General features: G+C 72.9%; 8 protein-coding genes and 1 tRNA gene. 4 read left to right on the forward strand and 5 right to left on the reverse strand.

Annotated features, from left to right (window positions below; genetic code table 11):
• Position 1: 1 nt before the first annotated feature.
• A complete protein-coding gene (gene efeB / locus Q0444_RS09035) occupies positions 2-1333 on the forward strand; it encodes an iron uptake transporter deferrochelatase/peroxidase subunit (protein WP_291080048.1) in 1332 nt (443 codons plus the stop codon).
• 1 nt (position 1334) lies between these two features.
• On the opposite strand, the gene Q0444_RS09040 is transcribed toward efeB, so the two are convergent.
• Positions 1335-2450 carry an Ig-like domain-containing protein gene (locus Q0444_RS09040; RefSeq protein ID WP_291080095.1) on the reverse strand — a complete coding sequence of 372 codons (1116 nt, stop codon included), beginning with the start codon at positions 2448-2450 and terminating at the stop codon, positions 1335-1337.
• A 317-nt stretch (positions 2451-2767) separates the two neighbouring features.
• On the opposite strand from Q0444_RS09040, the gene Q0444_RS09045 reads away from it, so the two are divergent.
• Positions 2768-2840: transfer RNA gene (locus tag Q0444_RS09045), tRNA-Lys, on the forward strand.
• 66 nt (positions 2841-2906) lie between these two features.
• On the opposite strand, the gene Q0444_RS09050 is transcribed toward Q0444_RS09045, so the two are convergent.
• Positions 2907-3179, reverse strand: coding sequence for a DUF3618 domain-containing protein (locus tag Q0444_RS09050; protein WP_291082135.1), 273 nt, complete (start codon positions 3177-3179; stop codon positions 2907-2909).
• Positions 3180-3329: 150 nt separating this feature from the next.
• Between Q0444_RS09050 and Q0444_RS09055 the strand changes: the two genes are divergently transcribed.
• Together Q0444_RS09055 and Q0444_RS09060 are read left to right on the forward strand one after the other, a co-directional pair.
• Positions 3330-3836 (forward strand): peroxiredoxin, encoded by a 507-nt coding sequence (locus Q0444_RS09055; protein ID WP_291082137.1) that lies wholly within the window; start codon positions 3330-3332, stop codon positions 3834-3836.
• 8 nt (positions 3837-3844) lie between these two features.
• A complete protein-coding gene (locus Q0444_RS09060) occupies positions 3845-4630 on the forward strand; it encodes a TetR/AcrR family transcriptional regulator (RefSeq protein ID WP_299023036.1) in 786 nt (261 codons plus the stop codon).
• Here the strand turns inward: Q0444_RS09060 and Q0444_RS09065 are convergent.
• The 3 genes from Q0444_RS09065 to Q0444_RS09075 form a co-directional block, all read right to left on the reverse strand.
• Positions 4584-5108, reverse strand: a complete 525-nt coding sequence (locus Q0444_RS09065; RefSeq protein WP_291082141.1) for a holo-ACP synthase — start codon at positions 5106-5108, stop codon at positions 4584-4586. The two genes, Q0444_RS09060 and Q0444_RS09065, sit on opposite strands and share 47 nt — an antisense overlap.
• Complete coding sequence (locus tag Q0444_RS09070) at positions 5105-14461, reverse strand: type I polyketide synthase (RefSeq protein WP_299023037.1); 9357 nt, start codon at positions 14459-14461, stop codon at positions 5105-5107. The genes Q0444_RS09065 and Q0444_RS09070 overlap by 4 nt, the downstream gene beginning before the upstream one ends.
• A 302-nt stretch (positions 14462-14763) precedes the next feature.
• Complete coding sequence (locus Q0444_RS09075; protein WP_291082146.1) at positions 14764-15276, reverse strand: hypothetical protein; 513 nt, start codon at positions 15274-15276, stop codon at positions 14764-14766.
• Between the last annotated feature and the right edge of the window lie 2 nt (positions 15277-15278).

Below are 15278 nucleotides of genomic sequence, written 5' to 3' on the forward strand. Positions count from 1 at the left end.
CATGGACCCGCAGACGATCGGCCCGCGACAGCCCGCAGACGCGGAACCCCCGGCGCACACCACCGACACCGGGGTCACCCGGCGGGTGGTGCTCGCGGGCGCTCTTGCCGGCGGGGTGGGCGCCGTGGCGGGATTCGCCGGGGGGCGGGCCTCCGCCGGAGGCGGCGCCGCCCCCGGGATCGGCGAACTCAGCTACCCGTTCCGCGGCGAGCACCAGCAGGGCGTCACCACCCCGGCACAGCAGCAGATGCACCTCACGGCGTTCGACGTGACGGCCCGGGACCGGGATTCCCTGATCGACCTGCTCACCGCGTGGACCCGCGCCGCCGAGAACCTCACGCAGGGGTTGCCGGTCGACTCGATGCGGGTGTCCAAATCCGCACCCCCCGACGACACCGGCGAGGCCTTCGACCTCCCGGCCGCCGGCCTCACCATCACCTTTGGCTTCGGGCGGACCCTGTTCCGGGACCAGCAGGGCCGCGACCGCTTCGGCCTGGGCGACCGGCTGCCCGCCGCGCTCGCCGAGGACATCCCGCGGATGGCGGCGGAGAAGATCGATCCCGGTCGGAGCGGCGGGGACCTGGTGGTGCAGGCCTGTGCCGAGGACCCGCTCGTGGCGCTGCACGCCGTCCACAACCTCACGCGGATCGCGTTCGGGTGGGCCACCGTCCGGTGGACGCAGCTCGGTTACGGGCGGACCTCCTCCACGGGGGCCGGCCAGGTCACCCCGCGCAACCTCTTCGGCTTCAAGGACGGGACAGCGTCGCTGCGCGGGAACCAGGACGAACTGCTGCGGGACTTCGTCTGGGTGGCCGAGGGCGACGGAGGCGGCGCCGCGGACTGGATGGCCGGCGGGACCTACCTCTGCGCCCGCAAGATCCGCATGACCATGGAGGTGTGGGACGAGCTGCCCCTGCGGGACCAGGAGAACGCGGTGGGCCGGGACAAGATCTCCGGCGCTCCCCTGTCGGGCGGCGACGAGTCCAGCGCGCCGGACTTCACCGCACGAACCCCGGGCGGTTCCCCCGTGATCCCCGAGGCGAGTCACGTGGCACTGATGCACCCGACCCGGAACGCCGGCGTCCAGATGCTCCGCCGCGGCTACAACTACACGGACGGCTCGGACGAGCTGGGCCGGTTGGACGCCGGCCTGTTCTTCATCGCGTTCGTCCGCGACCCGCGTCAACACTTCACTCCGCTGTTGGCCCGGATGCAGTTCGACCTGCTCACCCAGTACCTGCAGCACCTCACGAACTCGGTGTTCGCGATCCCGCCGGGCCTGGCGGAGGGGCAGATCTACGTGGGGCAGGGACTCTTCGAGGACCCCGTCTAGCTCAGGACGACCCCTCGTCGGCGTTCCCTGCCTTCCAGGTGGCCCACGGGATGTTCCAGTCTCCCAGGCCGTCCCACCCGGGCAGGGTCGGGCCCACCGTTCCGGAGACCTCGACGATGTCGCCGCGCTTGGAGTTCTCGTAGAACCACGCCGCGTCCGAGGTGGAGACGTTGAGGCAGCCATGGCTGGTGTTCTGGCTTCCCTGGGCCCACACGGACCACGGCGCCGCGTGGACGAAGATGCCGCTGTAGGACATGCGGGTCGCGTACTGGACCGGGGTGCGATACCCCTCCGCCGAGTTGACCGGCACCCCGTAGGTGGACGAGTCCATCACCAGCGACGCGTGCTTCTCGCCGATGATGTACGTGCCGTTGGGGGTCGGGGCCGAGGACTTGCCCATCGAGGTGGGCATGGTCTTGACCACCTCGCCGTTGCGCTCGACCACGATCTGCTTGGTGGAGTCGTCCACCCTGGAGATGACCGCGTCACCGATCTCGAAGTTGCTGAACGCGTCCTCCTGGCCGTACATGCCCCCGCCCAGGTCCTCGCCGTAGATGTCCACGTGCACGTCGATCTTGGTTCCGGGGGCCCAGTACTCGGCCGGCCGCCAGCGGACCTCCTGGTCGGACACCCAGTAGAAGGCTCCCTCGACAGCGGGGTCGGTGGTGATGACGATCTTGTCCTGGGCGGCCCGGCGATCCGCGATCGGCTCGTCGAACATCACGGCCACGGGCTGTCCGATCCCGACCGTGGACCCCTCACCCGTGGTGAGGTACGCCGCGGTCATGATGCGGGGCGTGAGGGTGCTGAACGTCGCGTTCTTCCGCGCGACCAGGCCGGCCTCGTCCGTGGCCGAGGACTCAAGCGTGTACTGGCGGCCGTACCCGAGCTCCTCGGTGCTCCGCCATTCCGTGAAGTCGGCGTTGAACTCCCCCGCGACCTGCACGCCCTCCGGGTTGCGCAGGACCACCGAGTCGAGGCGACCGTCGCTCGCGGTGAGCACGACCGGTTGGGCGGGGTTGGCGTCGAGCGCACCGTCTCCGACGGACAGGTCCATCACCACGGCCGGACCCGCGGGGGCCTCCGCGACCTGGGATCCCCCGCCGCCCTCGCCGATCGTGCAGCCCGTGAGGACGAGCGTCGTGGTGAGAACCGCGGCCAGCGCGATGCGGCTCCTCGACCGGACGCGTGCGCCCGTTCGTCTGGCCGGTGTCGTCCTGCGCTGAGTCACTAAGAGCCCCTTCCGAACATCCCCCGCCCCCGCGGACACGCCTCGGCCGCGGGGAACTCAACCCCAGTATGCCTGGGAAGATGCACGCCTTCCATATCGAAATGATTAAGGATGCCTCGTCAACATCCGAGACACCCCCGCCCTGACCAGCCGATTTCGCGTTCCCGACGGCGTCCTGTTACTGTTTCTCTCGCACCACGCAGGCGCCATTAGCTCAATTGGCAGAGCAGCTGACTCTTAATCAGCGGGTTCGGGGTTCGAGTCCCTGATGGCGCACAAGACAACGAGAGGCCCTCCCCCGCGGGGAGGGCCTCTCGTCGTCAGAGGGGTCCGGGCCGGGGCTCAGGCCCCCCGGGCCGCCAGGTAGGCCTCGATGCGCTGGCGTTCCTTGCGCTTGTTGACCACCGAGACGGTGATGCCGCCGACGACCAGGGCGGCGATCCCCCCGAGAACAGCCAGGACGCGAGGGTCCCTCAGCGCGGCCGTGGCCTTCTCCTTGCCCTCGGCGGCGAGGTTCTTGGGATTGACCCGGTCGATGATCTCGTCCAACGTGGTCGCGAGATCGTCACGCGCCTTGGCGATGTCGCCTTCGATGCTGTCGTAACTCCTGGACACGAGACCTCCGTCGATCGCTCGTCACGCGGCGTGCCGCGGGTTCTGGACTCCGCCCACGCTACTGCACCCGGCGACGATCCGCGCCCGCGCGCCGACGCATCGGATAGGTTGGGAGGGTCAGACGCCCCGACCCCGACTCCAGGAGCACCGGTGAGTACACCACGGCTCGAGGTGGGCCAGACCGCCCCCGACTTCACGCTCCCCGACGCCGACGGGACTCCGACGTCGCTTGCGGACCTGCTCGGCACGCACGGCCGCGTTCTGGTCTACGTCTATCCCGCCGCACTGACGCCGGGCTGCACCACGGAGACCGTGGACTTCGAGACCGCGCTCCACGCGCTGCAGGAGGCCGGGATCGGCGTCGTCGGCGTCTCCCCCGATCCCCCGGCCAAGCTGACGCGCTTCCGTGACAAGCACCAGATCACCTTCCCTCTGCTGTCCGATCAGGACAAGACCATGCTCACGGAGTGGGGCGCGTTCGGGGAGAAGAAGAACTACGGCAAGACCGTCATGGGAGTGATCCGCTCCACGTTCGTGGTGGAGCACGACGGAACGCTCTCCCTCGCCCGGTACAACGTCCGGGCAAAGGGGCACGTGGCGATGGTCGCCGGTCTCCTCGGCGTGGAGTTGCCCGAGCCCGAGCCCGTGGAGGGCTGAGTCCACACATGAGCGTCGACCCCTCCGATCGCACGCCGGACCCGACCCGGGTTCCCGCGGACGACGCCGTCCAGGACGAGCTCAACATCCTGGTCCCCCGTCGCCGTCCGATCCAGGAACGCAGCCGCCGGAAGTTCCAGGCCCTGCTGTCCTCGGCCCGCGAGGTGCTCGTCGAGGTGGGCTTCGATTCCTTCACGTGCGAGGAGGTCGCCTCCCGCGCGGGGGTCCCCATCGGCACGCTGTACCAGTTCTTCGCTAACAAGTACGTGCTGGTGTGCGAACTGGACCGTCAGGACGCGCACGGCGTGATCGAGGAGGTGGAGCGCTTCGCGCAGAAGATCCCCGCGCTCGATTGGCCGGAGTTGCTCAACGACTTCCTCGACCACTTGGCCGACCTGTGGTTGCGCGACCCGTCGAGGCGCGCGGTGTGGCTGGCGACGCAGGCCACCCCGGCCACCCGGGCCACGGCCGCGGTGAACGAGCGTGAGATCGCCCGGATGATCGCCAGCGTGCTCGCCCCCCTCATGCCCGCCACCGAGCGGGAGCGCCGCGCGTTCATGGCCGAGGTGCTGGTGCACGTGGCCTACTCGATGCTCAACTTCTCCGTCAGTACGGGCAACGCCACCTCGGCCTCCGCCGGTGCAGGCACGATCGCTGCAGGCACGGTCGCTGGGGGCACGGTGAGTGCGGGATCCGCCGTCGGCGAGGACATCCACGACGCCACCGTCACCGAGCTCAAGCGCATGCTCACCGCGTATCTGTGGCTCGCGGAGAAGGAAGCCCAGGCAGGCTGATCTCCTCGGGCCCGCCGCCGGCCGGGGTCTCGAGCACCACGAACGCCACCGCCGAGCCGCCGTCGTGGCTGAGCGAGACGTGCCAGCGGGCGTCGGGCCCCACCGTGGCGGCGACCTGGCGGGCCACCTCTCCGCCGAGTCGCACCGATGGCCGGCCCCACGCGTCGCAGACGGTCTCGATCTCGGCCCAGCGCAGCAGGTCGGGCGGGATCGGAGGCGGCGACCCGTACAGGGCGGCCGACCACGCCTTGACCACGGCCTCCTTGACGGCCCACCGCCCGGCCAGGTGACGGGACAACCTGTCGTCGGGGACGGCGGGGGTCGCCGACGCCCCGCGGGCCTCGGCGCGTTCGCGGCACTGCCTCCGCTCGGTGGCCGAGAACGCCCTGGCCATCCGGGTCCCCGGCTCGGCCAGGGATGCGGCGAAGGCGCCGAGGTCGACAGTGTCGACCCCGACGCCCCGCACCCCGGACGTCACCGCCCGGCGTTCTCCGCGGTCGCGGCGGCCGCAAGCACGCCGTCGGCGTCGATCCGCGCGGCCGGGTCCAGCAGCACCGCGGCCTCGCGCTCCTTGACCTCATCGGCCGACCCCTCGCCCAGCCGGCGCGACTCCGGACGGCTGTAGAGGGACTCGCCGCCGTAGATGCCGCTGGTCCGGAGGCGGGTGCCCGCCCGCTCCCGCTCGACCGCGGCCAGGCGGATCCGCTCCGACTCCTGTTCGCCGAGGGACGCCGCTACCGCGCGGTGGAACGCCTCTGGGTGCGTCACGGCGATGAGGCCGGACACGTGGCCGAAGCCGAGCGAGGTGAGCAGGCCTGCCCTGAGCGGGAACTCCCCGCCCAGCTGCAGCGCCTCCCGCAGCCACACCAGGTGGCGGTGCCGGTCGAGGACGTCGTCGACGCAGTCCAGGGCCCGGTTCGGGGGCAGGGTCCCCGAGCGCAGCATCTGGGTGAGGCCGATGAGCTGGAACGCGGCCGCCCCGCCCTTCGCGTGCCCGGTGAGCGACTTCTGCGACACCACGAACAGCGGGTTGCCGTCCGAGCGGCCGATGGCCGCCGCGAGCCGCTCGTGCAGGTCCGACTCGTTGGGGTCGTTGGCCTTGGTCGAGGTGTCGTGCTTGCTCACCACGGCCAGGTCGTCGGCCGTCAGCCCGAGCTCGGCCAGGCCGCGGGCCAGCGGCGACCGCCTGCCGCCGCGGCCGGCCCCGAGCGCGCCGAGCCCCGGTGCGGGGATGGAGGTGTGCGCGCCGTCGGCGTACGAGCCCGCCCAGGCCACCACGCCGTGGACCGGCAGCCCCATGCGGGCCGCGACGTCGCCGCGGGCCAGCAGGATGGTGCCGCCGCCCTGCGACTCGACGAACCCGCCGCGCCGCCGGTCGTTGGCCCGGCTGTAGTGCCGCTCGTCGATCCCCTTGGCCGCCATCGCCGCGGAGTCGGCCGTGGCGGACATGTCGGCGAAGCCCTGGATGCCCTCCGTGGACAGATCGTCGAACCCGCCGGCCACCACGAACTCGGCCTTGCCGGCGCGGATCTTGTCGAAGCCCTCCTCGACGCTCACCGCGGTGGTGGCGCAGGCCGCCACCGGGTGGACCATCGAGCCGTAACCGCCGACGTAGGACTGCATGACATGCGCGGCCACCACGTTGGGCAGGGCCTCCTGCAGCGTGTCGTTGGCGCGGCTGCGGCCGAGGATGCCGTCGATGTACAGCGACCTCATGCTGGTCATGCCGCCCATGCCGGTGCCCTGCGTGTTGGCGACGTCGGCCGGGTGCACGTGGGCCAGCAGCTCGGCCGGGGTGAATCCGGAGGAGATGAACGCGTCGACGGTGGCCACGAGGTTCCACGCCGCCACCCTGTCGATCCCGGAGACCATGTCCGCGGGGATGCCCCACGCGGTCGGGTCGAAGCCGGTGGGGATCTGCCCACCGACCACGCGGGTGAGCGCGGCGCGGCGCGGCACCCGGATCTCGGTGCCGGCCTTGCGGGTGACGGTCCACTCGCCGTCGTCGCTCCGGGTGACCACGGTGTTCTCCGGGTCGTCCGCGAGGTAGCCGCGAGCCTGGGCCTCGTCGTCCACCACGAAGGACAGGTCCTCCGGCAGGAACACCGAGGTGAGCTGCGGAGCGGTGTTGCCGATCATCTCGGCGCGGGCGTCGTCGGCGTACGTGCGCACGCCCACCCGGGCCAGGACCTCGTCTCCGAAGCGCTCCGCGATGTCGGCCTCGTCGATCGGGTCACCGGTCCCGGCGACCACCCAGCCGGCGCGCGGCGAGTCCTCCCACTCGATGAGCCCGGTCGACCAGGCCAGCTCGACCACTCCGGCGGCGCTGAGCTCGCCGGTGGTCTCCACCTCGAAGCGGGTGCGGGCGCTGCCGTAGGGGCCGACCTCGCCGGCGCCGACGATCACGACCATGTCCTCGAGGTCCTGCGTGACCTCGCCCCACTCCGGGCGCTCGTCCGCGGTGACGGTCTGCAGCGACGGCAGCGCGGCGATGGTCCCGTCGGCGTCCTCTGTACCGGTCTCGGTCGACGCGGCCGGCCGGTCCGCCGCGAGGGCGGCCATGTCCAGGTTCGCGGTGCCGAGCCCGCCGGTGAGGTCGACGGTGACGGGGGCGTCACCGGCGGCCTTCCGGACGGACGGCGTGCACGAGTGCAGCAACTCGGCGGCGATCCCGGCGGTGGACCAGGTGGTCACGCCCGCGGCCTCGACGGCCTCGACGAGCGGGTCGTTGTGGCCCATGAGCCCGGTGCCCCGGACCCAGCCGATGATCGCGTGGACGAACGTCACGCGCTCGGACCAGGACTTCTCGGAGCCCCACTTGGCCATCACGGCGTCGAGCGCGGCCTTGGCCTCGCCGTACGCGCCGTCGCCGCCGAAGATGCCCCGGTTGGGCGAGCCCGGCAGGACCACGTGCAGTCGGGAGTCGACGTCGGTGTCGGCGCCGATCGCGCCGAGCCCGGCGACGAGCTTCTCCACGCCCCACAGCAGGACACGCATCTCGGTCTCGGCCCGCGGGCCGGCGTCGGCCATCGAGCCCTGGACCCGGGGTGCGGCAAACGGGAAGAGCAGCGTCGGGGTGAGCGCCGGCTTGAGCACGGTGGTCTGGCCACCGGCCGACTCGGCGTGCTCGGATCCGACCCACTCCACGAGAGCGTCGACGTCCGAGTACGAGGTGAGGTTGGCCGGCAGGACCCACAGCGCGGCGCCGCCGCGGGCGTGGGAGCGGTAGAGGTCCTTGAAGAAGGCCAGCTTGGCCTGGTCCAGGGTGGAGGTGGTGGCCACCACGGTGGCCCCGCCCGCCAGGAGGCGCGCGGTGACGGCGGCGGCGATGGAGCCCTTGCCGGCGCCGGTGACGACGGCGACGTCGCCCGCGTACTCGCCGACGAACTCCTCGGCGGCGACCTCGGAGATCTCCCGGTAGGCGCTCGCCAGGGCGTCGCGGCGGGCGCCGGTCGCCCGGGCCGCCCACCAGCGCGCCTGCTCGGCGACGATCTCGCCGGCGCCGCGGAAGGACTCCGCGGAGTCGGTCGGGACGTCGGTTCGCGTCCACAGGCGGGCCAGGTCCTCCCGCGCCGAGGCCCAGCGGTCGTCCATGAGGACGGCGCGGGCGGCGTCGAAGGCCGGTGCCACCACGCGGCGCCAGTCGGTGCCGAGCTCGGCGGCCACGAGGTCGGCGAGCTCGGAGTCGGGGTCGGCCTCGGCCAGCAGGTCGACCGCGTCCGGCTCGAGGTGCCCGAGGCGGGTGAGCAGGCCGCGGGCGGCCTCCGCGAGGACACCGTCCGGGCCGGTGAGGCCGTCGGCGAGCTCGGTCAGCGCCGCGGAGTCCACGACCCCGCCGCCGCCGGCTCCCGAGGACGGCATGGCCACGGCCACGCCGTTGGCCGCGCCGACGGACCGGACGGCCGCGTCGATGAGCGCGTCCAGACCGGACGCGTCCTTGACGCCGACGGCGTCGAGGGTGGCCAGGTCGCCGCCCCGGACCGAGGCCCCGTCACGGGTGCCGAGGGCGATCTCGGCGGTGACGTGCTGCGCCCAGCCGGTGCCGAGCTCCCAGGGGCCGGTCACCCGCTCGGTGATGTAGGCGGCCCGCTTGCCGGTCCGGCCGAGGACCGCGCGCAGCGCCTCGCCGACCGCGTCGGACAGGACGGGTCCGAAGGGGGCGTACCCGCGGGCCAGTCGCGAGACCTGGTCCGCCAGGGTCGGGAAGTCCGCCTCCGCCGCGCCGTCGATGGCGCCCAGGCTCAGTTCGGTGCCCAGGTCCAGCAGCAGCTGGTTGCGGCGCGAGGAGACGCCGTCGCACAGCGTCTCGATGGAGTCGCCCGCCGCGATCTGCTCGGGACGGACCTTGGTACGCAGGGCCACCAGCATGCGGGTGGCCGCGGGGGCGCCGAAGGTCAGGTCGTCCGGGCGGGGCGCGCCGGGGGCGGCGGTCGCGGCCGGAGCCGCGCTTTCTGATCGGTCCGCACCGGCCGTGCCGGGGGTGTTGACGGCCGGTGCGGGGTCTGTGGGGGCCGCCGAGTCGGCGGCCGGGGTGGAGGACCCGGTGGCGTCCACCGAGTCGTCGTCGTCGACCTCCACGCTGGGCGGCAGGGTGCCGTACAACGTCGCGGAGTCGCGCTCGACGTTGATCACCTGGGCGCGGGGGCCCCGGTGCGTGGGCAGGTCGAGGGTCTTGGAGGCGAGGTTCGCCACGGTCGGGGCGTTGGCCACGCCGACCTCGATGAAGCACTCGATGCCGAGTCCACCGCGCTCTACGGGCGTAAAGAGCAGCTCCTGGGTCTCGATCCAGCGGACCGGGCTGGCGAACTGCCAGGCCAGCAGCTCCACGAGCAGCAGCCGTCCGAGGCGCACGGGCGTGGCCGACCAGGCGTCCCAGTTGGCCAGCACGTCGGCCAGCGCCTCGGCGGGCACGAGGTCGGCGATCTCCTGCACGAAGTCCCGCTCGAGGCTGAACAGTCGCGGCACGAGGTTGGGGATGTACCGGCCCACGAGCACCGAGATGTCGATGTCGTGCGGGATCAGCGCGTCGAGGGTGGCCCGGAAGTCCGGGACCCCGCCGCGCAGGACGGTGGAGTGGAACGGGACGTCGATGCCCGGCACCAGGATGAAGGCGTTCTTGCCGCCCGAGACCTCGAGCTCGCGCGTCACGGCCTTCTCCAGCGCGTCGCAGCCGGCGACGGTGCCGGCGAGCGCGTACTGGGAGCCGGCGAGGTTGTAGTTGACGATCTCGATGAACTCGCCGGACTCGCGCGCCACCCGGGCGACCCAGTCCACCACCTCGTCGTCCGAGATCCCCATCTGCGAGGGGCGGATCGCGGCCATGCGGTAGTCGGAGCGCCCCTGCGCGTCACGCGGGACCAGCTGGTGCATGGTCGATCCGCGCTGGAAGACGATCTCCAGCAGCGGCTCGAGCTCGAGCACGCCGGAGATGGCGGCCAGGGCGTCGTACTCCCCGATCGAGTGGCCGGCGAAGTAGGCGTCGGCCGAGAACAGGCCGTCGGCCTCGAGCTCGGCGCGCTGCGCCACCGCAAGGCACGCCATGGCGACCTGGGTGAACTGCGTGAGGTAGAGCACGCCGTCGGGGTGCCGGTGGACGGTGCCGCGGACGGTCACCTCGGTGGGGTTCTCCCGGACGAGCGCCAGGATCGAGAAGCCGAGGGCCTCGCGGGTGTGCGTGTCGGCGCGGTCCCAGACCTCACGGGCGGCCGGGCAGCGGGTGCGGCCCTCCATGCCCATCCCCTTGGCCTGGATGCCCTGGCCCGGGAAGGCGTAGACGGTGCGCGGGGCCTCGGTCAGGGCGGTGGCCGCCATGACGGTGGCGCCGTCGACCGTGCACGTGACCTCGAGGACCTGGCCGCCTGAGTGGCGGCCGGTCTGGACGGCGCGGACCGTGATGTGGTCGCCGGGGCGGACCGGGGCGAGCATGCGGGCGGTCCAGCCGGCGATCCGCAGGGCGGGGGTCTTGCCGTCCGAGGACTGGACCGCGTGCTGGGCGGCTGCCGAGAGCCACATGCCGTGGACGATCACGCCGCCCAGCCCTGCCAGGTCGGCCGCGGTGTCGGAGACGTGGATCGGGTTGTGGTCGCCGGAGACCAGCGCGAAGGCGGTCATGTCGTGCGGCGCGGTGAGCGTGGTGGACACCCGCAGCTGGCGCGACGTCCCGGCGGGCTCGACGGCCCCTCCCGACGGGGTGACGAGCGCCCCGCCGGCCGGGCGGGGGTCCCCCACCTCGGCGCGGCCGGTGCGGCCGCGGATGGCGAACCGCTCGGACAGGGTGCACAGCGGGGCGCGGGCGCCGTCCGCGGCGACCGTGGCGACCTCGACGGACACCTCCACCACGCGGCCGAGGTCGGTGTCGCGGACCCCGCCCGACCGGGCGACGACGGCGAGGTCGGTCGTGGACTGCGGCAGCGCCGCGTGCATGCGGACACCGTGGTCCAGGTGGACCAGGTCGAGCAGCCCCTCGACCACGGTCCCGGCGCCGCCCGGGCGGCGGGCCTGGCCGAGCACCGCGAACACGGCCGGCCACGCGGCGCCCACGAGGGCGTCCGGCACGCCGTCCGAGGCGATGAGCGAGGTGGGCAGGCTGCCGGCCGTGACGCCGGTGTGGTCGGAGGCGAGGGTGGGATCAAACGTGAAGCGGGCGGTCGCGACCCCGCCGTCGACCTCGGGAAGCGAGTCGATCACGGCGCCGCCGGCGCCGCTGCGCCCGACCCCCGCCGCGGTGGCGAGCAGGGTGCGCATGGCCGACTCGGCGGCCTCGTCGGTCACGACCGGCGCGGCGCCGGTGGCCACGGACTGGCCGAGGGCGATGGTGATGGTCATCTCGGACGGGCCGATCGGCAGCGTCAGGTCGACGGTCCGGCCGTCGGCGGCCGGGGTGAGCACGGCGCCGGTGACCGGGTGGCGGCCGACGCCCTCGGCATCGATCTCCCAGGCGTGGAGCACGCCCAGGCGGTGGACCGGGCTCACCACGAGCCGGCCCGCCCACGAGACGTCGGGGGCGTTGAGGACGTCCGCGACCGGGCCCTGTGCGGTGGTCACGGTGCCCCGGCGGCGACCGCTGACGGCCTCGGTGGAGGGCAGGTAGCCGCGGACGCGGTCGGCCGTGGCGCTCTCGAAGCGGTCGAGCAGCTCGCCGACCGGCTCGTCGACGCGGGTGATCCCGGCGACCGCGGTCGTGCCGGGGATGACGCACACGGCGTCGGCGTCGTAGCGGGCGTCGTGGGCCTGCCACAGGGAGTCCGAGCGCCACCAGCGGCGCACGTCCCCGTCGATGACCGGCACGAACGGCACGGGCTTGCCGGGCAGCCGGCAGATGTCGAGGAACTCGATCGCGTCGGCGGGGTGCAGCGTGGCCGTGGCCAGCTCGGGGTAGCGGGCGGCGAGGGTCCGGACGACCTCGGCCGGGCGCTCCATCGCCTCGACGCGCGGGAAGGCCGAGAGGATGCGCCCGGTGTCGACGGAATCGAGGCGGGCCTCGGTGCGCTGCACCATGCGGTGGAAGCGGTCGCGGATGGTGGGATCGAGCCACACGGAGGCGGCGGAGTCGGGCGCCGAGTCGGGCGCGGCCGAGAGCTCGGCGAAGCGGCGCAGCCACTGCTCGTAGGTCATGGACTCGAGGTCACCGAAGTAGGGCTTGGCGGTGCCGTTGATCGCGGCGATGATCTCGTCGCGGCGCGCGGCCACAGCGTCGGCGTCACCGGCGACCTCGTCCAGCAGCCGACCGGTGCGGGCGGCGGTGTTGTCGATCTCGTGGATGTCGGCGCCGAGCTGGCTGCGGCCGGAGGCCATGCCGCCCTCGGCGTGGCCCGCGCCGACCCAGTGGTCCACGCCCACGGTGTCCACCAGGAGCTGCTTGACCTGGGGGCTGGTGGTGGCCTCGAGGGTGGCCATGGCGGCGGTGCCCACGAGGATGCCGTCGACGGGCATGGCCGGGTAGCCGTGGGCGTTGGCCCACGAGCCGGTGAGGTAGTCGGCGGCCCGCTCCGGGGTGCCGATCCCGCCGCCCACGCACAGGACCACGTTGGGCCGGTCGCGCAGCATAGGGTAGGTGGCCAGCAGGAGGTCGTCGAGGTCCTCCCACGAGTGGTGGCCACCCGCGCGGCCGCCCTCAACCTGGACGATCACCGGCATGTGCGGAACCTCGGCGGCGATCCGCACGACCTGGCGGATCTGCGCGACGGTGCCCGGCTTGAAGCTGACGTGGCGCAGCCCGGCCTCGGTTAGCTCGGAGATGAGGGCCACGGACTCGTCCAGCTCGGGGATGCCGGCGGTGACGATCACGCCGTCGAACGGGATACCCGCGGCGCGGGCCCGCTGCACGAGGCGCTTGCCACCCACCTGGAGCTTCCACAGGTACGGGTCGAGGAAGAGCGAGTTGAACTGGGCGCTGCGACCGGGCTCGAGGAGCTCGGCCAGGCGCCGGGTGTTCTCGGCGAAGATCGCCTCGGTGACCTGGCCGCCGCCTGCGAGTTCCGCCCAGTGGCCCGCGTTGGCCGCGGCGGCGACGATCTCGGGGTCGACGGTGGTCGGGGTCATCCCGGCCAGCAGGATCGGGGAGCAGCCGGTGAGGCGCGTGAACGAGGTCTCCACGTGGACGCTGCCGTCGGGGAGGGAGATCAGCTGCGGCTGATAGGCCGTCCACGGACGCTCGATCTCCGGCGTCGCGCCCGGGGTGAAGAGGTTCCGCAGCCCGCCGCGGGTGGCCGCGGCCACCACGCCGACGCCCTGTCCGCGGACCACGGAGCGGTTGAGGCGGGTCAGGGCCTCGCCCGGCCCCATGTCGAGGATCCAGTCGGCGCCGGCGTGAAGCGTCTCCGCCATCTCCTCGACCCAGTCGACCGGTTCGGTGAAGACCTCGCGGGCCAGCGAGGCCGCGCGCTCGGCGTCGAGGCCGCAGCGGCCGGCCCAGTGGTAGACGACGTCCACGGCCGGCGCCATGGCCGGATGGTGGAAGCCCACCTCCACGTCCAGCGGATCGAATACGGGGGCGAAGATCTCGCCGCCGGTGAGTTTGGCCTCGCGCCGACGGCGCGACTCCGCCTCGAGGTCGGCGCAGTGACTCCGCAGGTCCTCGAGGTCGGTCGGCCGGCCCACCACGACGTGGCGGCGCTGGGCGTTGCGGATGGAGACCGAGGGCCGGAGGGAGGGGTCGACCCCGGAAAACAACTCCTCGACCAGGGCCCGCAACTCCTCGCCGTCGATCCCCGACACGCCCACCATGGGGCTGGACTCGCCGCGGCGGAAGAGGCCGACCCGGCGCCCGACCAGGGTGGCGGCCGCACCGATGAGCTCGGCCACCGCGAGGAGCCGGTCGTCGATCGAGCCGAAGGTCTGGACCGACTCGACGGCCAGGATCCCCTGCGAGTGACCCACGACGGCGGCGGGGGCGGTGTCGTTGACGTCGAAACCCTCCGCCGCCAGCGCGCGGATCGCACCGATCTGGGTGAGGAGAACCGCCGGTAGCGAGACCGCCGCGGAGGAGAGCGAGGCGTCGTCCGGGAGATGGCCGTGATCCTCGTCCTCGCCCGTGGTGGTGTTGGCCCACTCGATGGGCCGGAAGCCGTGGGTCCGGACCACCGCGATCTCGTCGTGGACCGGCTCCGTGAGCGCGACGGAGGAGTCGACGAGGTCCTGGAGTTCGGGGCCGATCCCCGTTCCGTCGATCAGGTCGCTCAACGCGTCACGCCACGCGATCCCCTGGCCACCGAAGGCCAGCGCGTAGGCGGTGCCCTCACGGAGTTCGTCCGCGAGAGGGCTGGTCCGGCGGCGGGCCGCATCTCCGGTCTCGAGCGGGCGGGGGGTGAGGTCGCGGTCGTCGATCGTCACGTGGGGAACTCCTTGGCACTTGCGTCAGGGACATCTGTGCCGAACCAGTGACTGGTCCGGCGCAGCGCACAGACTGCCACAGAAACTTGAGGGAGTCCTCAGCTTGATGGGGTACGACCGACCTGTTCGGGGTCGCGCCCGGGCCGCGAGGCGTGACGCTCATCACAACAGGACATGATGGCCTCCTCATCTTCACAGGTGAGGGGGGCCTCAGGTTTGCCAGGCGGGGCCGTTATCCAATCGTTATACGATGCCCAGGGGAATCGGCGCCGGCCCCGGCGTGTCGCGCCCGGCCCCCGCCGTCACGCGCCGCAGCGGAGCGCGGCCATCTGGGCGGCGTCGAGCCCCCCGGCGGGACAGAGATCGGCGGTCAGCCTCCGCGGCCCGGACGACCATTCGACGTGCGCCGTGCGCACCGCGTCGCCGAACGCGAGCGTCACCAGACCGCCGACCCCCGGGACCTCGTCCGTAGCCAAGCCGCCCTCGCCGATCGTCTCGACCGCGGTCACCTCGGCGACCGTCGCGGGGCCCGGGGCGGGGATGAGCCGCAGCCGGATCGCCGTGCCGTCGTACGCGCCGACCCACGCCGCGAACTCGCCCGTCCCGTCGGGCCGCAACTCGAGCGTGTATCCGTGCGAGATCCACGAGCCGGTCTCGCGCACCACCTCCGCCGGGGTGGGGACCGCGGGGCCGGTCACCGCCGGGGCGGCCCCCGTCGGCACCGCGACGACCGTCGCGGCCCCCGCCATCATCACGGCGAGAGCGGTCGCCAGCGCCCCCCGCACGATCCCCCGACCCGCGCCACCTGTTCTCATGA

The organism is uncultured Dietzia sp. (assembly GCF_937873725.1).
Lineage (GTDB): Bacteria > Actinomycetota > Actinomycetes > Mycobacteriales > Mycobacteriaceae > Dietzia.